Source organism: Flavobacterium sp. T12S277 (assembly GCF_048514875.1).
GTDB lineage: Bacteria > Bacteroidota > Bacteroidia > Flavobacteriales > Flavobacteriaceae > Flavobacterium.
The window spans coordinates 688,080-707,587 of record NZ_JBLYEG010000001.1 but is presented as its reverse complement, the minus strand read 5'-3'; the positions used below and the strand labels follow the sequence as shown (position 1 = coordinate 707,587).

The window sequence follows — 19,508 nt, the reverse complement described above, 5'->3', positions numbered from 1 at the left end:
TGCAATCTGGGGATGGAGGTTTAAACAATAAAAACGAATACAAAAAACAAATAGATTAAAATGAAAACGCTTCGATTTCAACTCATAAATGAAACGAAGAAAGCGGTTTCATGCTCCAAAAACAAATATTAATACACATGAAAAACAAATTAGTCTTACTATTTTTAGGATGTGCTGTTCTCGGATACGCCCAGAAAAAGAACACTAAAAATACAGTAAAAATCAAACCAAAATCAGAGTTTGTAGCAGAGTTATTGTCAAAGATGACACTGGACGAAAAATTGGGACAGCTTAATTTACCGACTTCTGGAGATATTACTACAGGACAGGCAAACAGTTCTGATGTGGCGAAAAAAATTGCTGAAGGTAAAGTTGGAGGTTTATTCAATATTAAATCGGTTCAGAAAATTAGAGAGGTACAAAGAATTGCGGTGGAGAAAAGCCGTCTGAAAATTCCATTAATTTTCGGAATGGATGTTATTCACGGTTACGAAACCACCTTCCCAATCCCACTGGGATTATCTTGTACCTGGGACATGAATCTGATCGAAAGAAGTGCCAGAATTGCAGCGCAGGAAGCCAGTGCTGACGGAATCAACTGGACATTCTCGCCAATGGTTGACGTTTCTCGCGACCCGCGTTGGGGAAGAGTTTCTGAAGGTTCGGGAGAAGATCCGTATTTAGGAAGCCAGATTGCCAAAGCAATGGTAAATGGATATCAGCAGCACGATCTTTCAAAAAACAATTCGATTATGGCCTGTGTAAAACACTTCGCTTTATACGGAGCACCGGAATCAGGACGCGATTACAATACAGTTGATATGAGCCATATCAGAATGTTTAACGACTATTTTCCTCCTTACAAAGCCGCTGTTGATGCGGGTGTAGGTTCAGTAATGGCTTCTTTCAATGAGATCGACGGAATCCCTGCTACAGGAAACAAATGGTTAATGACCGATGTTTTAAGAAAACAATGGGGCTTTAAAGGTTTCGTGGTAACCGATTTTACCGGAATCCCTGAAATGATCGAACACGGAATGGGAGATTTACAGGCTGTTTCGGCTTTATCGCTAAACGCAGGTGTAGAAATGGACATGGTAGGAGAAGGTTTCTTAGGGACCTTGAAAAAATCATTAGACGAGAAAAAAGTAACCATCGAGACTATCGATAACGCGGTTAAACTTATTTTAGAAGCAAAATATGATTTAGGCTTATTCAGTGATCCGTATAAATATTGTGATGCCAACAGAGCAAAAACAGAAATTTTTACGGCAAGCAGCAGAAAAGAAGCACGTTCGACAGCAGCACAATCATTGGTTTTGCTGAAAAACCAAAATCAATTGTTACCACTTAAAAAATCGGGTACAATTGCTTTAATCGGACCTTTGGCAGATGCAAAAGAAAACATGCCGGGAACCTGGAGTGTGGCTACAAGAATGGAGAACGCGATCTCACTTTTGGCAGGAATCAAAGAAGTAGCGGGAGCTTCAACAAAAGTATTGTATGCTAAAGGAAGCAACTTAGATTATGATGAAGAGTTTGAAACCAAAGCAACCATGTTTGGTAAAACCTTACACCGTGACGCTCGTTCAAAAGAAGAATTACTGGCAGAAGCTTTAAAAGTAGCCAATCAGTCAGACGTAATTGTTGCAGCTTTGGGAGAATCTGCTGAAATGAGCGGTGAATCAAGCAGCCGTACGAACTTAGAAATTCCACAGGCCCAAAAAGATTTATTAAATGCCTTATTAAAAACAGGTAAACCGGTTGTTTTAGTATTATTTGACGGTCGTCCGTTAGTGATAAAAGAGGAAAACGAAACGGTTCCGGCTATTTTAAATGTTTGGTTTGCCGGTACCGAAGCGGGTTATGCGATTGCCGACGTTTTGTTTGGTGATGTGAACCCTTCAGGAAAATTAACATCAACTTTCCCAAGAAGTGTGGGGCAGTTGCCGATTTATTATGCACACAAAAATACAGGAAGACCTCTTGTTAACAAAGAAGGCAAATTCGAAAAATTCAGATCAAACTATATTGACGAAAGAAACGAACCGTTGTTCCCATTTGGTTTTGGTTTAAGTTATACCACTTTTGAGTATTCAAACCTGAAGATTTCAGCTGATAAAATGAATTCAAACGGCAAACTGAAAGTAACCGTGGACGTAGCCAACACCGGAAACTATGATGGGAAAGAAACCGTACAGTTGTACATCAGAGATTTGGTTGGATCGGTAACAAGACCTGTTAGAGAGCTTAAAAATTTCCAAAAAATAACCCTTAAAAAAGGGGAGAAACAAACCGTGACTTTCGAGATCACAGTGGAAGATTTAAAATTTTATAATTCTGACCTACAATTTGTAGCAGAACCTGGGCAGTTTGATGTTTTCGTAGGTGGAAATTCAGATGCCGATAAGAAAGTTAGCTTTGAGTTAACTAATTAGTTGGTTTATTGATTAGTGATTAGCCCTTCGTGTTTTGGTTTGCGAAGGGCTTTTTTTAAATAGGTTCAACATTAACTATTAGATGAAAAATCGATATCAATAGCACCAGAAACCTGATCATTGTACACTGGGTATGTTGCATCACCATTCAGATTCCATAGACCACTATCACCATTGTAATTATAAGTTTGACCTTGGACATGACCTTGCGCATCAAAAAATTGCATGTAGAAACTGGCAAATGTAGTGTTGGCTATACTTGCATCATAGGGTTCCCCATCAAAGGTAGTATGACTACTTCTTAATTGAGAAAAAACAGCATTTATAACAGCACCATTGTTACCATCAGTTTTAACCGGGTAAGTTCCTGAATTTTCTTGCTCTTCCATAAATTGAATTTTTAAAATTATAATGCAATATTAAAAAAAAATAACAAAAAGAAAGATATTTCTTATAAAATATATTACAGTATTTTCATATATATTAAAAGTTTGTATTCGTAAATTTACAAAGGAGGCGACGGCCTTTCTCAAACTGAGGAACAACTAATTCTTTTGGATATTTGCGCAGTTAATAAAGTTTACGATATAGGTTATAAACCATAAATTCAAAATAATGAATACTACTAAAGCATTTCGGATATCATTACTTTTAACAATAACAATTGCTTTTCAGTCCTGCTGTGTGAAAGAAAATGCAATAGTGGCACATCGCGGAGCATGGAAAAAGAACAATCTCCCTGAAAATTCGATAGCCGCTTTAAGACATGCCATCGACTTAAAACTTCCCGGTTCAGAATTTGACGTTTGGCGAACAGCCGATGATTCGCTAGTAATTAATCATGACGCACATTACAACAAATTGCTCATTGAGGAAACAAATTATGACGATCTTATAAAGTTTAAACTTTCAAACGGAGAGAAGCTTCCAACCTTGTATGAGTATATTGCTGAAGGCAAGAGAAATAACAAGCACACCCTTTTAGTTTGTGAAATAAAACCTTCAGAAATAAGTAAAGAAAGAGGAAGAAAAACGGCGTTGAGAACCGTCGAAATAATTCAAAAACTTAAAGCAGAGAAAATAACCTGCTACATTAGTTTTGATTACGAAATTCTGAAACAAATCAGAGAAGTCGATTCCCGGGCAAGTTTACAGTATCTTGAAGGAAACAAATCTCCAAAAGAAGTTAAAGCAGATCATATAAACGGCGTTGATTATCATTATTCAGTATTTAAGAAGCATCCGGAATGGATCAAAGAAGCCAAAGAGTATAATGTTATTTTAAATGCCTGGACGGTAAACGAAACGGCCGATATGGACTGGATAATTGATCATAAATTCAATTACATCACTACCAATGAACCTGAGTTGTTAAAACAAAGGATAAAACAGAAAAAATAGATCTATTGAAACTGTGTTTTCCCTTTTGGAGAAAACCTTTTATATAAAAACATCCTATGAAAAAAATATATGTAGTAGCTGTTATGCTGATGCTGGTTAGTTTAAGCAATACAATACTTGCACAAAACACTAAAATCCCGGGTAAGACCGAATGGTTTGACCCCAACAAAAAAGCCTCAACCTACTGCAATCCGGTTAATATCGGCTACAATTACACCACCGAGAATCACAATGGCATTCCGGAATCCCGTCGCTCTAGTGCCGATCCGGTAATTATTACCTTCAAAGGGGAGTATTATTTGTTTGCCACCAATCAGGCGGGGTATTTTTGGAGCAAAGATATGTCAGACTGGAAGTTTGTATACGGCAGTTTTCAGCGCCGTCCTGCCGATGATGACCAATGTGCCCCTGCGGCATGGGTGGTTAACGATACCTTATTTTATGTGGGATCAACCTGGAAAAGGGACCATCCTGTTTGGAAAACTGCCGATCCAAAATCGGGACAATGGTTGCGACATATCGACAAAGCGATGCTGCCAACCTGGGACCCGGCTATTTTTCAGGACGATGATAAAAAAGTATATATGTATTACGGTTCAAGCGGAAAATTACCACTTGTAGGCGTAGAAGTCGATTACAATACCTGGCTTCCAAAAGGCGATCAAGCGGCTTACGAAAAACTGTACAAAGCTACCGAAGTAGAAGATATTCAACGTGCTTATGGCGAAATAAAAGAAGTCGCAGGTCTTGATCCTGCCAATCACGGTTGGGAACGTTTTGGCCCCAATAACGATATGGAACCCGCACCCTGGGGGAATTTTATAGAGGGCGCCTGGATGACCAAACACAATGGTAAATACTATATGCAATACGGAGCTCCCGCTACTGAATTTAAAGGTTATGCCAATGGTGTACATGTTGGAAACAGTCCGCTGGGGCCTTTTACCTATCAAAAACACAATCCGATGTCGTATAAACCGGGAGGATTTGTAATTGGAGCCGGACACGGAAATACTTTTGCGGATAATTATGGCAATTATTGGAATACCGGAACCTGTAAAATTTCCATCAAAGACCGTTTTGAGCGTCGTATCGATATGTTTCCCGCCGGATTTGACAAAGATGATGTCATGTATTCCATCACCGCTTACGGAGATTTTCCGATTGTTTTGCCAACCAAAAAACGCAATCAGGAAAAAGGAGCTTCCTCTGGCTGGATGTTACTTTCGTATAAAAAGCCTGTGACTGTTTCTTCTTCAGAAGAATGTATGGAAGTGGAAACCCACAGAATGGACAACGGCGGAAAAAAAGTATACGAGAAGTTTTGTTACGGAGCAGAGAATTTAACCGATGAAAATATTCAAACCTACTGGTCAGCAAAAACAGCGAATCCGGGAGAATGGTTACAGTTGGATCTGGGCAGACAAATGCAAATTCAGGCACTCCAGATCAATTATGCCGATCATAAAGCAACGCAATTCAACAAGGCAATGGACATTTATTATCAGTATAAAATCTTTATGTCTGACGATGCCGTAAACTGGAAATTGGTAATCGATAAATCTAAAAATGCAAAAGACGTCCCGCATGATTATGTTGAACTGACAAAAGAAATTAAGGCCCGTTACATTAAAATGGTCAACATTCATAATGCTTCCGGTTTATTTGCTATTTCAGATTTCAGAGTATTTGGAAACGGATTGGCAGAAAAGCCACAACCGGTTACGGATTTTAAAGTAGCCCGAAATACAGCTGATTCGCGAAACGCTATGATCTCCTGGAAAAAACAAAGCAATGCTATCGGTTACAATATCTATTACGGTATTTCACCGGACAAATTGTATAACAGCATTATGGTCTACGACGATAGTTCTTATGATTTTAGAGGGCTGGATAAAGGAACATCCTATTATTTTACAATTGAAGCCTTTAATGAAAATGGAATTGGAGTGAAAAGCGAATTGCAGGAAGTAAAATAATTCTCATTTTTTTTCCAAATCGTTAAATAAAAGCGATGGCAGTTCTAAAGAATTTTGTTCCTTTGTGTAACAACCAAAATGCTATACAACCTATGAAAAAAACGATTCTTTTAACTGCTTTAGTTTTAAACGGATTGACATCTTTTGCACAGTCAAATGATGAGAAAAACATTAAATTATTTTATAAAAAAGCTCTGACCGAGTCTAAATGTTACACCTGGTTAGAGTATTTGTCTAACGATATCGGAAGCCGTTTGTCAGGTTCTGCAAGTGCCGAAAAAGCAGTGCAATACACCAAAAGACAATTAGAGACTCTTGGTCTTGATAAAGTGTACCTGCAGGAAGTAATGGTTCCGCATTGGGTTCGTGGCGAAAAAGAAACCGCGTATATTTTAGACAATAAAACAAAAACCGTAGTACCAATTTGTGCTTTAGGAGGATCAGTTGCTACTGCAAAAACAGGACTTACTGCTGAAGTAATCGAAGTAAAAGGAATAAAAGAACTGGCGGAATTGGGCGATAAGGTAAAAGGCAAAATTGTGTTTTACAACAGACCAATGGATCCTGAAAATATCGAAACTTTTAGATCTTACGGAGCCTGTGTAGATCAAAGATATGCTGGTGCAAAAGAAGCCGCAAAACTAGGAGCAGTGGGAACTATCGTACGTTCGATGAACTTACGCTTAGATGATTTTCCACATACAGGAGCTCAAAGTTATGGTGATTTACCAAAAGACCAGTACATTCCAACCGCTGCAATTAGTACCAACGGAGCTGAGCTGTTGAGCAAATCACTAAAAAGAAACCCGTCTTTAAAGTTTTATTTCAAACAATCTTGTGAGACGCTGCCGGATGTTTTATCCTATAACGTAGTTGGAGAGCTTACCGGAACAGAAAACCCTGGCAACATTATGGTTGTTGGCGGACATTTGGATTCCTGGGATCTAGCGGATGGTTCGCATGACGACGGAGCAGGAGTAGTGCAGAGTATGGAAGTAGTTCGAATTTTAAAAAACTTAAACTATAAGCCTAAAAACACCATTCGTGTCGTGCTGTTTATGAATGAAGAAAATGGTGGTAAAGGGGGAGCGAAGTATGAAGAGCTTTCGAAACAAAAGAACGAGAATCATATTTTTGCTTTAGAGAGCGATTCAGGAGGATTTAGTCCAAGAGGATTTTCAATCGAAGCAGATGATGCTAATTTCAAGAAAATAGCAGGTTTTAAAGATCTTTTCGAGCCATATTTGGTACATAGCTTCACTATTGGACACGCAGGGTCAGACATCAATCATTTAACGTCTAAAGCAATTGTGAAAGCAGGTTTGAAACCGGACTCACAACGTTATTTTGATTACCACCACGCGGCAAACGATAAATTTGACGCCATCAACAAAAGAGAACTGGAGCTAGGAGCAGCAACAATGACAACCTTGATGTATTTAATGGATCAGGGCGGAATTGTTCTTCCAGCGGCGAACTAGATTTGTAAAATAAATTCCAAAATTTAAATTCCAAATTCCAATTAGATTAGCTCTATTGGAATTTGGAATTTTTTTATTTGGGATTTGAAGTAAATAAAATCAGAACTTCAAAATCCAAATTCCAGTAGGATCGCTCTTATTAGAATTTGGAATTTGGGATTTTTTTATTGGAATTTATTTATTTGGGATTTGAATTAAAAAAAATCCAAACTTCAAAAACCAAGTTCCAGTCGGGTTGCTAATATTTGGAATTTGGAATTTAAAGTTTGGAATTTTAAAGAAGTTCTCAGAACGTAATCGTAAATTTAGCCCCCTCATTGGGTTGGCTTTCCAGACAAATATGACCTCCAAGATTTGTTACGTGATTGTAAACCAGATAGAGACCAATTCCGTTACTGTCCTTATTCGAACTGAATTTTTGATGCAATCCAAAAATCTTGTCTTTTACTTTTTCCATGTCAAAGCCTATTCCGTTATCCGAAATAATCAATTGGGTAGTTCCGTTTGAACGAAGGGAATTAAAGTGAATAACAGGTAAATAACCGGGTTTTGAATACTTAATCGAATTGGTAATCAGATTGAGGAATATACTTTTTAGAGATGTTTTATTGAAGAGAATGGTCTCTGCCTCCGAAAAATCAATTATAAGCTTTGTTTTCGAATTTTGAATGAGCGAATGGATTGAGGATAATACTTCTTCTAATACAACTTCAAAATTCAGCATTTCTAACTGCTCGTCTTCCTCGTTTTTTTTATCCAGCAGCGCAACATGATCAATCAGCGTTTTCTTTAAGCTTTGTGTGGAAGTTTGAATAACAGAGATTAATTCAAGCGTTTCAGGATCGGTTATAGTAGAGGTATCCAAAAGATCAAAAACGGCCAGCAGGTTGTTTACAGGAGATCTTAAATCGTGGGCTGTGGTATAGGTGAGTTGTTTGAGTTCTTTGTTTTGTTTGGTGAGTTCAGCCAAATGAAGGTTTCTTTCCTGTTCGAGTTCTTTCTTAAAGGTGATGTTTTTGGCAATGGCATACACCAGTCTGTCTTTGGCAATCGGAACAGAACTCCATAAGAGCCATACAATAGTGCCGGTTTTGGTTACATAGCGGTTTTCGAAATTATAGAGACCTATATCCAGGGTAAGGTCTTTTCGGGCATTTGCGGTTCTCATTTTATCGGCTTCAAAAACAAAATCGTTTATAGGGCGCGATAGTAATTCTTCTTCGGTATAACCCAGTAATTTAGAGACAGCTGGGTTTATTCTTTTAAAATAACCGTCAAAACTTGCAATACACAACAAATCTGGTGAAGAGTCAAAAAAGTCTTCGAACTGCGAAAAAAAGTGCAGATTGTTTCTGGATAATTTAGGTGCTCTATTAATCATAGTTAAACCTAATTTAAAATTTGTCTTACTAAAATAACACTAAAATTTTACATTTATAATTTGTTTTTAACAATTTTAATGAATATTCGTTGAAAAACAGATTAATTCGTTGAAAAGTTAATAGAGGTGTAAAAGTGTAAGTTTTTGGAAACGAAATGGTTCTGCTTTCTCTTTCAATACAGACAAAAAATGGCTTTTAATAGGTGTCAATTACCGTTTTTAGGAGCTCAGAATCGACCAAATCGGAGGGAGCGACTACTTTTTCGTCGAGAGGAACATCATTTCCGTATCTTTCCTTTAGTATTTTTTGTACTCTTGGATCGGTTAGATTAAAATCTTTCAGCTGTTTCAATTTCGACAATTCAATGTTTGCCACATTCTTATAAATTTTCCAGATCAGCTCAGAGCAATAAATTCGGGTATCGGACCACTCAAAATAGGCATCGTATTCTCTTCCGTCAAATTGCTGACTGTATGCTTTCATTTTTTGAAGAACCACAGGAGTCAAAACTTGATCGGCATTTTTCAATCGTTTTACAAGATAATCGGCGTTTTTTCCGTGCTGAATCCATTCATCAAAAGGAGTAAGTTTTACAGGTTGTACCGCTTCAAAAACAAACCATTTTCCGTTGATATCGTAAATGATGCCACAATGTGAGAATTTAGAGTTGGTTGCAATTCGTACCGCTTCGCATTGAGGAGACTGAGAGGTTTGGAAGATAAGGTCGCCATCTTTAATTTTGTCTTGTAATGTCGTTTTTTCTTTCGTTTTAGCGTGCGAAAAAGGATTGTTGGGGAAAACCTGTAGCGCAACAAACAAAGCACACCCAAAGCTGAGTAAAAAGGTAATTCCTAAAAAGAGAGATTTTGATTTTTTCATTTTGTAATGGTGTAATGTGAAATGTGAAATGTGATCTGTAAAATGTGATCTGTAAAATGTGATTTGTGAAACTTGAAACTTGAAACCAATATCTTAACCCCTCGCTCGCAAATTATCAGGACAAATAAAGGGCAAAAAAAAAATAGTTACCAAAGTGATAACTATTTTTAAATATAATTTTAAGAAATATTAGATTCTAAAAATTCCTCCAACAGCAATAATTCGCTGTAAAAAGAAAAAGTCCTGTGATGCTCTGTCTTCACTGCTTTGTGTAGTTCTGATATCCTGCATGTTGATGTAACCACCTTTTAGCTCACCCTGTATATAAAAATACTTGAAGAAAGTAAGGTTGATTCCCGCTTTTGCAGAAAGACCATAACCAGAAATGTGAAAATCATCATGACGTTCTTTTCCTAAAAGAGTGGTATTGGTTTTAGGATATAAAAGTCCTACACCTAAACCTTCAGTCAAATTAACCTGAATTTTATCCGTGTTAGTGATACCAAACAATTTAGAAATATCATCATGTCTGGAAACTTCCGTATTAATGTAGTTCAAACCGTCTGTATGTTCGTACATTAAAAAAGCAGTTCCGCTTCCAACTTCACCTTTTCCAAAGCCACCTTCCTGAGCACCACCCTGAGACATATCTACCGGTCTGTTGTTGTAAACTCCATTGTAAATAGATCCGGCCTGATCAACAGGTAAGTTGATGTAACCATTAACATTTGCGGTTTGATTTTGGCTCATTACATACTTCATGTGATCCCAGCCAACAGAAACACTGTAGTGGTCGCTAAAGAAATATCCCATTCTGAAGTTTGTTTGCGGAATCGTCATGTTAACCGGATTTACATAATCAATATGCCATCCTTTTGGTTTATCATGAGCTTTCATGTTATCAACCGTAAAGTTGTAGTCTTTCCCTCTGAAATTTACATCAGATTTGGTGTAACTGTCTCTGTTTCCTCCCCAAGAAACGAAAAATTTTCCTTTGTTGTGGGCGGTATATCTTTGTACTGCGATTTCTTCCTGTGCAAAAGTGTTTGCTGAGAAGCACAACAAAAAGAAAATTATAATATTTGTTTTCAATGAAATGGTATTAAGTAATTAGAATGAATTAACTGTTTTTCTAATGGCTACCAATTTGGTCATTAAACCTTCGAAATAGTCTAAATGAAGCATATTAGCGCCATCACTTTTTGCATTAGCAGGATCAAAATGAGTTTCGATAAAAATACCGTCAACACCAACAGCGATACCCGCTTTGGCAACAGTTTCGATCATATCTGGTCTTCCGCCTGTAACTCCGGCAGTTTGATTAGGCTGTTGTAACGAGTGTGTCACATCTAAAACCGTAGTAGCATATTGCTGCATAGTAGGGATTCCTCTATAGTCAACAATCATGTCCTGGTAACCAAACATAGTACCGCGATCTGTAACCATAACGTTTTCATTGTTACAGTCCAGTACTTTTTGTACCGCATGTTTCATGCTTTCCGGACTCATAAATTGTCCTTTTTTCAGGTTTACCGTTTTTCCGGTGTTTGCCGCAGAAACAACCAGGTCAGTCTGGCGAACCAGGAATGCAGGAATTTGCAAAACATCAACGTATTGTGCCGCCATGGCAGCATCTTCATTGGTATGGATGTCAGTTACAGTTGGAACGTGGAATGTTTCAGAAACTTTTCGTAATATTTTTAATGCTTTTTCGTCACCAATTCCCGAAAAACTATCGATTCTGGAACGGTTGGCTTTTTTGAAAGATCCTTTAAATACAAAAGGAATTTGAAGATTGTCGGTAATACCAACTAGTTTTTCTGCAATTCTAAGCGCCATTTCTTCTCCTTCGATAGCGCAAGGCCCTGCCAATAAAAAGAAGTTACCGCTTTCTGTATGCTTAATTTGTGGAATATGTTGTATGTTCATAGTATGTTTTTTTTGACAGTGCAAAGGTAGTTATGATTTATGAATAGCAGATGAAGATTTAAGTTTTTTTTAAGAAGCAAATCCTGCTTTTAGGACTTAATCTTCAGCGGAATTACTGAATTTAATAGTGAGCTCATTTGAAATCATACCTTTTTAATGCGGAGCAATATTAAGATAATGCCAAAGACTAATGCATGACATTTATCATGCTTGTGTGAAAATTACTTTTCGTATGATCGTTTGATGAAGTACTGAATGATTATCGTCACGATTAGAATAAAAGCAAAAAGAAAGGCAAACATAAAAAGCCCCACAAACTCCATTCCGCATCTAAGTGAATTCGGATTTTGTTCCTTATAAACATTAGCATTGTAGGTGGCAATGTAAAAGGAAAGAACCGGAACTATTAGTTGTGCGATGCAACTAATGAAACAAACGGTCCCGAATTTTAAGGGGATAATTTGGTCAATTGCTTTTTTGCCAGCTATAATTTGAAACAGTAAAGGAAGAATAAGTAAAATGAGCGGTATACTTGCCAGCATTTTGTAATTCGGGATGAAATTTGATTTTAGGCTTGTTCTTTTAATTGCTCTTCAAACGCAATCCCATCGGAACCATTAAAATACCTTTTTCATAAACGTTCAAATAGAGTTTTATAGGTTTCTTTTGCCCGTCCCACTTCAATTCGTAGACATTTAAGAATCCGGCTCCCATGTCGCTTCTTTTGGTTGGAAAAGGGCAACAGGTTTCTAAGCGGGTATAGGTGATTTTTTCGCCATTTGGTCCTGCCAGAGCATTCAGAAAACGTGTTTCGTTTAAAGCCTCGTTGCGGGTATTCTGGAAAAAAATATTGATGGGATAATCAGGATCATAACCGTATTTTTTATCGTTGCTGAATTGTGTGATAACAAACGTATTGTCTTTCTTTAAAACAAGATCCGGAGCATTGTCATCTACATTTTTTAAAGTCGATTTTGTGCTTATACACGAAGCTGTGGTAAGGAGTAAAAGGATAAAAAGGGTTATTTTTTTCATGGTTTATTGAGATTGGTCCTACAAAGGTAAAGCGTTTTTTGCTACCGTTAATACCGATTAAAAGATTTATAAAAAAAGTATAAATCGGTTGCATCCGTAGCTTATTCTGCTTCCTTTACATTCAGTTTTAATATACCAATTACAATCAGATATTGTGCCACAAGATAGGTAAGCATTATAAAAAAAGAACTTTTTTCTATGGGAGCATGAAATTTATTAAACGCCAGTATACTATCAGAAAGAACAAATGAAACGGCTCCTGCCAGAACATAGAAACTTCCTGGTTTTTTCCAGCTAAGCCCTCCATTAAAAGCAAATAAAAGCATGGTAGAAATTACCGCAGCGTAGATAATTACCGGTATTCTTAATTCACCCAAGTTTGGCATCAGGAACATTATCATTCCAATTAAATAGAAAGCGATAAGAAGGCTTCCGGCTCCAAACAGTACTTTGTTAATGTAAATATCTCTTTTAGCTTGTTTGTTAAACAATACACAATACAGCAGGTGGGCAATCAGGAAAAAAAGCAGGCCCAGAATAAAGTAGATTTCTCCAATATCTGCAAAAAGCAAAATAACATCACCCATCCAGGAGAATAATAATGCCCCCAGAAGGATTTTTCGGGTACGGAATTTTCGATTAAAATAAACGCCAAAGCCCAATAATGGTACTAAAACAGGTTTTAAATACAAGTCTAAATTTTGATATTCCAGAAATAAAACAATTAGATATAAAATACTAAAAGCAATATAGGTTTTAAAAATAAAGGTATTTCTCATAATCGTTTTATGAATTAACAGGTTGGTTTTGGTAGTTTTTAAAATCGATATTTACAAAGTAAATGGTGGCTAAAAAGGATAAGGTTAAATAAGTAAGAATGATATAATTGAAATAAGGAAATATAGTATTTAAACCAAACCAGTCTCCGTAGTAGCTTATAATTCCAATCACAATGCCAAAGCGCAACGCTTCCCAGAAAACCGCATATTTGCTTTTGTCCATCAGTTCGCTGTAACTGTAAATCGTAATCAGGATAAAAAAGCCGTAGATAAAGATATTGGGTAATCCAATTTTGGCAATATTATCAAACAAATAAGTCACAAACAGCAAAGTGACTAACATTTGAGTTACCGACCAATAAATTAGTTTTTTAGAATTTTGAGTCCCGTATTTATTAAAGGCAAAAACATTTTCGATTTTGGTTACCGGATATTTTTCTTCAAAATTCTCGGGCCTCCAGCCGGTTGGTTTAAACCAGATGGTGAGTCTGTCTTTCCAGTTTTCAGCACGCCAGGCATCTTTAATAAGCAAGGTCAAATGCTGGAAATTAATACGGATCGGATTCCAGGTTTGTGCCGGTCTTGTAATACCAAAAACAGGCGGAACATCGTCTAACTCTGTCTGAAAAGTACCAAAAAGCTTGTCCCAGAAAATAAAAATCTGTGAATGGTTTTTGTCTAAATATTCAGGATTTATAGCATGATGTACGCGGTGATGTGAAGGGGTAACCAAAATGTATTCGAGAAATCCCATTTTATTGATGTGCTTGGTATGGTACCAGAATTGCAAAAATAAATGAAGTGGCAGGGTAATGGCAATTACCGAAGCAGGAACTCCTAATAAGGCTGCCGGAATGAGTAAAAAAGTGAAGAGATTAACAAGACTTGCAATAGGCTGGCGCAATGCGCAGGCAAGGTTAAACTCTTCGCTGCTGTGGTGAATGGCGTGTTTGTTCCAGAAAAGATTAATCTGATGGGCCCATCTATGACTCCAGTAACCATAAAAGTCGATTACAAAAAAGGCAATAAAATAGGAGAGAACGTTGGCTTCTAAATGGTAAAGCGCAATTTTAGAAACCATCCATTCATAAGAAATAAAAGTCAGGCTCAGTCCCAAAACATCTTTTACCGAATTGGTAATTCCGGAGCTGATGCTCGATACACTGTCAATTAAGGGCGCAGTGTCGTTCTTTTTGTAAATGCCGTATAATTTTTCGATTATAATTAATGCTAAAAAAACCGGCGTCGCAATAATCAATATCTTTCCGTATTCTTCCATAAAAAAAAGATTCTATTTTATTCAAATATAGAATAAAATAGAATCTTTTTTAAATTATTTACACTTAAACAATCTCAGCGCTTAATCCGGCTTCCAAAAGTTGTGTGCATTGTGGCTTTAACTTTTCCATAGGCCCTGTTTTTACAGTGCATTTCCCGTTGTAATGTACAATCAGGGAACATTGTTCTGCTTGCTCCGGCGTATGACTGCAAACCCGCATTAAAGTATCAATTACATGATCAAAAGTGTTTACATCGTCGTTGTAAACAATGATTTCGTTATTGAAACCTGTCGCTTCCTTTTCGCGAACTCTTTCTCTTACTTTTTCTTTAGTACTCATTTTTTTACGTTTTTGTACTGTTGTGAATTACTAATTTTTAGGCATATAGCGCACAGATTAATTAAAATTTAGAAAAATAATGAAATCTGTGAACTGTTTAATAAACAGATAATCAACTATCTAATTTACGTATTTTAATGAAACCCAGTTATTTCTTTGAAACTTTTTAACATAAGTTAAACCTTTTTCGGTGCAGGAAGCATCGATAAATGGAATGTCTTCTTCATAGAAACCGCTTAAAAGCAGTATTCCGTTTGGATTCAAACAGTCAACATAACTTTGCATATCGTTCAACAAGATATTTCGGTTGATGTTGGCAATGATTAAATCGTATTTTTTTCCGGCCAATAAAGCAGCATCGCCTTCATAAACGGAGATGTGTTTGCAATTATTGCGTTCGGCATTTTCGATCGAATTGAGGTAACACCAGTTGTCAATATCGATAGCGTCGATGGGCTGAGCACCTTTCATTTCGGCCAAGATGGCTAAAATAGCTGTTCCGCACCCCATATCAAGCGTTTTCAAACCTTCAACATTAATTTCGAGTAAATGCTGGATCATCATATGTGTGGTTTCATGATGTCCTGTTCCAAAACTCATTTTTGGTTCGATTACAATATCAAATTCAGCATCCGTTTTCTCGTGAAAAGGAGCACGAACATGGCATTTACCGTCTACATCAATGGCTTCAAAATTTTTCTCCCATTCCTCATTCCAGTTGACCTGATCGATTTCTTCAATCGTATATTCGATTTTAAATTCTTCGGATTGTAAGATATAAATGTCGTCCAGTATATTCTCGTCCCATAAATCTTTTTTTACAAAAGCCGAAATTCCGTTTTCCGTTTCTGTAAAAGTCTCAAACGCTTTTTCGCCTAATTCAGCAATTAAAATTTCTGAACCTGGTTCTTTTGGTTCAACCGTAAAATGGTACCCTAAATATATATTCGACATAAATAATTTTTTTGCAAAGGTAAGAATCCAAAGCAGAAGTTGTTCATAAATAATCTATATCCTTACCTTAATAAATGTTAATTTTGATTGGAATTTGTAAGGATTTTTAAAATATGAAGAATATCGTTTTTATTTTGCTCTTTGTACTGCTTAACGGAGCTACCTGTGAAAAGGAACATAAAGTGGTACGATCGTTTTGTTACTGGAAAACCGATTTAAATTTCGAAAGTAAAGAAGATTCTCTGATCAGAGATTTGAAGGTGAAACACTTATACGTTCGTTTTTTTGATGTTGATTGGAATCCTTATGCCAAAGAACCTTTGCCGGTTGCTACAATTTTGGATGTGAGATTAAATGAAAGCAATCCCGAAATTACACCAAGTATTTTTATTACCAATGAAGTCGTTCTGCAATCCAACAAGAAACAACTGGACAGTCTGGCGATACGAATTGCAAAACGTATTGAACAGATTGGTGTAAAAATAAACGAGACAAAGGCCGAAAAAACGGCTGGTGCGATTGTTTATCCAAAGGATTATTACAAACAGGAAAACCGCAAACAGTTGAACTATGATTCGGTAAAATCAATTGAAATGGCAAAATTGAAAGTGGATTTCAAAGAAATTTTAATTGATTGCGACTGGTCGGAAAAATCAAAAGACAATTATTTTTATTTATTAAAGCAAATCAAGAAGCGATATTCGGCCACTCCGGTTTCGGCTACTATCAGACTGTGGCAGTACAAATATGCTTCAAAAGCAGGGGTTCCGCCGGTAGACAAAGGTTTGTTAATGTGTTACAATATCACAAAACCGGAAGAATTTAATACCAAGAATTCTATAGGAACCAGTGAAGAGCTGGCCCAATACATAACCCATGACAAATATCCGCTAAAGCTTGACATTGCGCTGCCACTATACAGTTGGGCAGTGGTTTTTAGAGGAAATCAGTTTAAGGGAATTTTATCAGATTACGATCGACTTCAGAATGATACCGTTAAATTAAAGAAAGTATCCGAGACTAAATACAGGCTGCAGGATGACATTTTGGTCGGGCAAACGTATTTGAGAAACGGTGATGAAATCAGGATCGAGAAAATTTCAGAGGACGAGCTCGATAAGATGATCTCAATCGTAAAAAACAAAATTCCGATTGACAATCAGACCAAAGTGACGTTTTTCTCTTTTGATAAAAAATACATCAATGATTATGGAACCCAAAATATATCCGGTTATTATGCGCGTTTTTAGTAGCTTACTTTTTGTTTTAAGTGTTCAGGTCTCTTTGGCTTGTGGCTGGAGTGTTTCGCCTGAAACGAGCAGGTTGGTTTTGTTCAAAGCCCAACGCGAAGGCTTTTTTAAGCTGACACCCTTTTATTATTCGGCCGATAATTATTATACAACCAATACCGTTTCGGGTGTTGATCAGGAGTTGAATTGTGTAGAATGGACGAAAAAACTAGGCGGTCAGGTCGATCAAAAGGACGTACATGTTATTTTGTATGAAACGGATGCTGAGACATTTGAAACCGCTTATGAAACCAAGTCGTTAAAGAAAGTTTTTGAAAAGAATACTTTTATTGAAGCGCTGCTGCGATCCAAAAATAAAGCGCTCTTAAACTATATTTTGTTTGCTAAAAAACTCGAATACAACAGCAATACCGATGTAAAGTGGGAAAGCTGGGACACGGTGAGCTATGATAGTAAAGATCATAAACTCGCAGAGGTTGGTGATTTTGAAAAGAAAATCAGAACGGCACGTGATCCCTTTTTAGAACAGCGTTATGCCTTTTTAATGTTGAGATACAGTTTTTATGCTACCGATAAGGCCGAAGTGATTCGTTTGTATGATGCTTATTTTGCAGATCATAAAAACACTATTTTAGAGCCCTGGGCTTTGTATTATAAAGCTCTGTGCATTGAAAATTTACCTTTGCAGAATTATCTGCTGAGTAAAGTCTTTGCTTCCTGCGAAGAAAAATCGTTTGCTGTTTTACAGCATTACAACTGGAAATTAACCACAGAGACTTTGGCATTGGCTCAAAATGACGAAGAGCGAAGTGTGATTTTGGCTATTGAAAGTTTGCGCAATCCCGCACCGGATTTGAAAACGATAGAGGAAGTGTATAAATTGAGTCCGAATAGTTTGTATCTGAGTTTTTTGATTGGAAGAGAAATTAACAAACTCGAAGACTGGATTTTTACACCGATGTATACGAATGACGGAACCCCTTCAGTTGTTTTTGATAGTACGGCCTGGTACGAGAATTACGCGAAAGCAAAAGATGAAAATTTCAACAAAGATATTTTGCACTTAAGAGCGCTGGAGTATTTTTTAATTTCTATCCGGGAACAGACTTCGGGTGAGCAAAAGGATTATATCACAGCGGCAATTGCACAGCTTTGTTTTATGGGAGATGAAATTGATCTGGGAAAAAAATACACCGCTATGATTTCCGAAAAGGCCAATCCTTCCATACAAATGCAGAAAAACATTCAATTGGCATTGGTTTCTTTAAAACAAGATGATTTGAAGAACGAAAAAGTTCAAAACCAGCTTTTCAAATACTTTGATTCCGTTGAAAGTCTGGTAGAAAAGGATTATGGTTTGTTTAAAAACTTATACAGTTTGTACCGAATTGCCAGTGCCGATTTTGCCAAACAAGATGATCGTGTCACGGCAGGTTTACTGGCTATGAAATCGGATAATAAAAGCGAAGGAGAATACTCCGGATATGGCAATCCTTATTTTTACAATTACATCGGTTATTTTGACCGAAATAACGCCACCGTAGCGGATATAGACCGTTTGATAGCACTGCAGGAGAAAAAGGACAAAACGCCATTTGAAACGTACATTTGTTCGGGAACCATTGCCCCAAATGTCAATTATTATAAAGACCTGAAAGGAACAATTGCATTCCGTAATAACGATTTAGAACTGGCTTATAAAACTTTCGCTGGGATGCCACAGGATTTTTGGGAGAAAAACTATGCTTATAAAGATTATTTGAATGAAAATCCATTCCTGCCTAAAATCCTTCAAACGGCAGAAGAGCGCAAGTTTAATTATCGTTTTAATAAGGCCAATTTTATAGCGGAGCTGATTCAGTTAAAAAAGCAAAATACAGCGACAAGCAACCTGAAACTGGCACATGCCTATTTCAATGTTTCGTATTTGGGGAATTCCTGGATGATGACGGCCTACGACTGGACATCGGGCGAATCGTATGTGGATTATGTGTATGGGGACAATTCAGAAAATGAAAAGAAATATCAGAAAGGCAATTATTATAATTTGAAAATGGCCAAAATGTACTATGAGAAAGCTTTGAAAATGTCTAAAAACAATAACGAAAAAGCTTTGGCTAGTTTAATGATTTTTGAATGTAATTATTACGATCATTACGCCAGCTTAGTTTCGGCGGAAGAAGAAGAAAAGAACCCGTTTAAAGCAGGGCAGGAGCTGTTTAATTTTTATTCGGTATATCGAAAAACGACCGCTTTTCAAAAATACAATTGCCCGCTCTTAAAAGCGTATCTTAAGTAAGTTAGGAAAGAGTTGATATAAAAAAAGGCGTTCATACGAACGCCTTTTTTTATAAGGTACTAAGTTGCTTAGATTCTAAGATA

Annotated in this window: 17 protein-coding genes; 6 read left to right on the top strand and 11 right to left on the bottom strand. The window is 36.9% G+C overall.

Annotation, left to right across the window (positions count from 1 at the left end):
- Positions 1–137 precede the first annotated feature (137 nt).
- Complete coding sequence (gene bglX, locus ACN1CN_RS02880) at positions 138–2,438, top strand: beta-glucosidase BglX (protein WP_419134594.1); 2,301 nt, start codon at positions 138–140, stop codon at positions 2,436–2,438.
- Positions 2,439–2,509: 71 nt separating this feature from the next.
- On the opposite strand, the gene ACN1CN_RS02875 is transcribed toward bglX, so the two are convergent.
- A complete protein-coding gene (locus tag ACN1CN_RS02875; protein ID WP_419134593.1) occupies positions 2,510–2,827 on the bottom strand; it encodes a hypothetical protein in 318 nt (105 codons plus the stop codon).
- A gap of 226 nt (positions 2,828–3,053) precedes the next feature.
- Here ACN1CN_RS02875 and ACN1CN_RS02870 point away from each other — a divergent pair, with 226 nt between their 5' ends.
- The 3 genes from ACN1CN_RS02870 (at position 3,054) to ACN1CN_RS02860 (ending at position 7,299) form a co-directional block, all read left to right on the top strand.
- A complete protein-coding gene (locus ACN1CN_RS02870) occupies positions 3,054–3,839 on the top strand; it encodes a glycerophosphodiester phosphodiesterase family protein (protein WP_419134592.1) in 786 nt (261 codons plus the stop codon).
- Between the two features lie 56 nt (positions 3,840–3,895).
- The gene (locus ACN1CN_RS02865) at positions 3,896–5,818 is read left to right on the top strand and encodes a family 43 glycosylhydrolase (RefSeq protein WP_419134591.1); all 1,923 of its coding nucleotides are present in this window, start codon (positions 3,896–3,898) and stop codon (positions 5,816–5,818) included.
- 92 nt (positions 5,819–5,910) lie between these two features.
- The gene (locus tag ACN1CN_RS02860; protein ID WP_264523603.1) at positions 5,911–7,299 is read left to right on the top strand and encodes a M20/M25/M40 family metallo-hydrolase; all 1,389 of its coding nucleotides are present in this window, start codon (positions 5,911–5,913) and stop codon (positions 7,297–7,299) included.
- A 286-nt stretch (positions 7,300–7,585) separates the two neighbouring features.
- Here the strand turns inward: ACN1CN_RS02860 and ACN1CN_RS02855 are convergent, their stop codons facing one another.
- From ACN1CN_RS02855 to prmA, 10 genes are all read right to left on the bottom strand, one after another.
- Positions 7,586–8,680, bottom strand: a complete 1,095-nt coding sequence (locus ACN1CN_RS02855; RefSeq protein WP_419134590.1) for a PAS domain S-box protein — start codon at positions 8,678–8,680, stop codon at positions 7,586–7,588.
- 196 nt (positions 8,681–8,876) lie between these two features.
- Positions 8,877–9,560: a YiiX family permuted papain-like enzyme gene (locus ACN1CN_RS02850; RefSeq protein ID WP_419134589.1), complete on the bottom strand. Its 684-nt coding sequence runs from the start codon at positions 9,558–9,560 to the stop codon at positions 8,877–8,879.
- 189 nt (positions 9,561–9,749) lie between these two features.
- Entirely contained in the window at positions 9,750–10,652 is a 903-nt protein-coding gene (locus ACN1CN_RS02845) for a hypothetical protein (protein ID WP_419134588.1), read from the bottom strand.
- An 18-nt stretch (positions 10,653–10,670) separates the two neighbouring features.
- A complete protein-coding gene (gene kdsA / locus ACN1CN_RS02840) occupies positions 10,671–11,489 on the bottom strand; it encodes a 3-deoxy-8-phosphooctulonate synthase (protein ID WP_419134587.1) in 819 nt (272 codons plus the stop codon).
- Positions 11,490–11,710: 221 nt separating this feature from the next.
- On the bottom strand, positions 11,711–12,031 hold the full coding sequence (locus ACN1CN_RS02835; protein ID WP_419134586.1) for a hypothetical protein: 321 nt from the start codon (positions 12,029–12,031) through the stop codon (positions 11,711–11,713).
- A 40-nt stretch (positions 12,032–12,071) separates the two neighbouring features.
- Complete coding sequence (locus ACN1CN_RS02830) at positions 12,072–12,524, bottom strand: 2-dehydro-3-deoxyphosphooctonate aldolase (protein WP_419134585.1); 453 nt, start codon at positions 12,522–12,524, stop codon at positions 12,072–12,074.
- 101 nt (positions 12,525–12,625) lie between these two features.
- A complete protein-coding gene (locus ACN1CN_RS02825) occupies positions 12,626–13,303 on the bottom strand; it encodes a lysoplasmalogenase (protein WP_419134584.1) in 678 nt (225 codons plus the stop codon).
- A 7-nt stretch (positions 13,304–13,310) separates the two neighbouring features.
- The gene (locus ACN1CN_RS02820) at positions 13,311–14,582 is read right to left on the bottom strand and encodes a sterol desaturase family protein (RefSeq protein WP_419134583.1); all 1,272 of its coding nucleotides are present in this window, start codon (positions 14,580–14,582) and stop codon (positions 13,311–13,313) included.
- A 64-nt stretch (positions 14,583–14,646) separates the two neighbouring features.
- Positions 14,647–14,922 carry an ATP-dependent Clp protease adaptor ClpS gene (locus tag ACN1CN_RS02815; RefSeq protein ID WP_291286484.1) on the bottom strand — a complete coding sequence of 92 codons (276 nt, stop codon included), beginning with the start codon at positions 14,920–14,922 and terminating at the stop codon, positions 14,647–14,649.
- 120 nt (positions 14,923–15,042) lie between these two features.
- Positions 15,043–15,876 carry a 50S ribosomal protein L11 methyltransferase gene (prmA, locus tag ACN1CN_RS02810; RefSeq protein ID WP_264523610.1) on the bottom strand — a complete coding sequence of 278 codons (834 nt, stop codon included), beginning with the start codon at positions 15,874–15,876 and terminating at the stop codon, positions 15,043–15,045.
- A gap of 113 nt (positions 15,877–15,989) precedes the next feature.
- Here prmA and ACN1CN_RS02805 point away from each other — a divergent pair, with 113 nt between their 5' ends.
- Both ACN1CN_RS02805 and ACN1CN_RS02800 read left to right on the top strand, forming a co-directional pair.
- Complete coding sequence (locus ACN1CN_RS02805; RefSeq protein ID WP_419134582.1) at positions 15,990–17,126, top strand: hypothetical protein; 1,137 nt, start codon at positions 15,990–15,992, stop codon at positions 17,124–17,126.
- Complete coding sequence (locus ACN1CN_RS02800) at positions 17,086–19,425, top strand: hypothetical protein (protein WP_419134581.1); 2,340 nt, start codon at positions 17,086–17,088, stop codon at positions 19,423–19,425. The genes ACN1CN_RS02805 and ACN1CN_RS02800 overlap by 41 nt, the downstream gene beginning before the upstream one ends.
- Positions 19,426–19,508 lie beyond the last annotated feature (83 nt).

Coding starts and splice junctions, on each gene's coding strand:
- bglX (WP_419134594.1), top strand. CDS start 138: ATGAAAAACAAATTAGTCTTACTATTTTTAGGATGTGCTGTTCTCGGA.
- ACN1CN_RS02875 (WP_419134593.1), bottom strand. CDS start 2,827: ATGGAAGAGCAAGAAAATTCAGGAACTTACCCGGTTAAAACTGATGGT.
- ACN1CN_RS02870 (WP_419134592.1), top strand. CDS start 3,054: ATGAATACTACTAAAGCATTTCGGATATCATTACTTTTAACAATAACA.
- ACN1CN_RS02865 (WP_419134591.1), top strand. CDS start 3,896: ATGAAAAAAATATATGTAGTAGCTGTTATGCTGATGCTGGTTAGTTTA.
- ACN1CN_RS02860 (WP_264523603.1), top strand. CDS start 5,911: ATGAAAAAAACGATTCTTTTAACTGCTTTAGTTTTAAACGGATTGACA.
- ACN1CN_RS02855 (WP_419134590.1), bottom strand. CDS start 8,680: ATGATTAATAGAGCACCTAAATTATCCAGAAACAATCTGCACTTTTTT.
- ACN1CN_RS02850 (WP_419134589.1), bottom strand. CDS start 9,560: ATGAAAAAATCAAAATCTCTCTTTTTAGGAATTACCTTTTTACTCAGC.
- kdsA (WP_419134587.1), bottom strand. CDS start 11,489: ATGAACATACAACATATTCCACAAATTAAGCATACAGAAAGCGGTAAC.
- ACN1CN_RS02835 (WP_419134586.1), bottom strand. CDS start 12,031: ATGCTGGCAAGTATACCGCTCATTTTACTTATTCTTCCTTTACTGTTT.
- ACN1CN_RS02830 (WP_419134585.1), bottom strand. CDS start 12,524: ATGAAAAAAATAACCCTTTTTATCCTTTTACTCCTTACCACAGCTTCG.
- ACN1CN_RS02825 (WP_419134584.1), bottom strand. CDS start 13,303: ATGAGAAATACCTTTATTTTTAAAACCTATATTGCTTTTAGTATTTTA.
- ACN1CN_RS02820 (WP_419134583.1), bottom strand. CDS start 14,582: ATGGAAGAATACGGAAAGATATTGATTATTGCGACGCCGGTTTTTTTA.
- ACN1CN_RS02815 (WP_291286484.1), bottom strand. CDS start 14,922: ATGAGTACTAAAGAAAAAGTAAGAGAAAGAGTTCGCGAAAAGGAAGCG.
- prmA (WP_264523610.1), bottom strand. CDS start 15,876: ATGTCGAATATATATTTAGGGTACCATTTTACGGTTGAACCAAAAGAA.
- ACN1CN_RS02805 (WP_419134582.1), top strand. CDS start 15,990: ATGAAGAATATCGTTTTTATTTTGCTCTTTGTACTGCTTAACGGAGCT.
- ACN1CN_RS02800 (WP_419134581.1), top strand. CDS start 17,086: ATGGAACCCAAAATATATCCGGTTATTATGCGCGTTTTTAGTAGCTTA.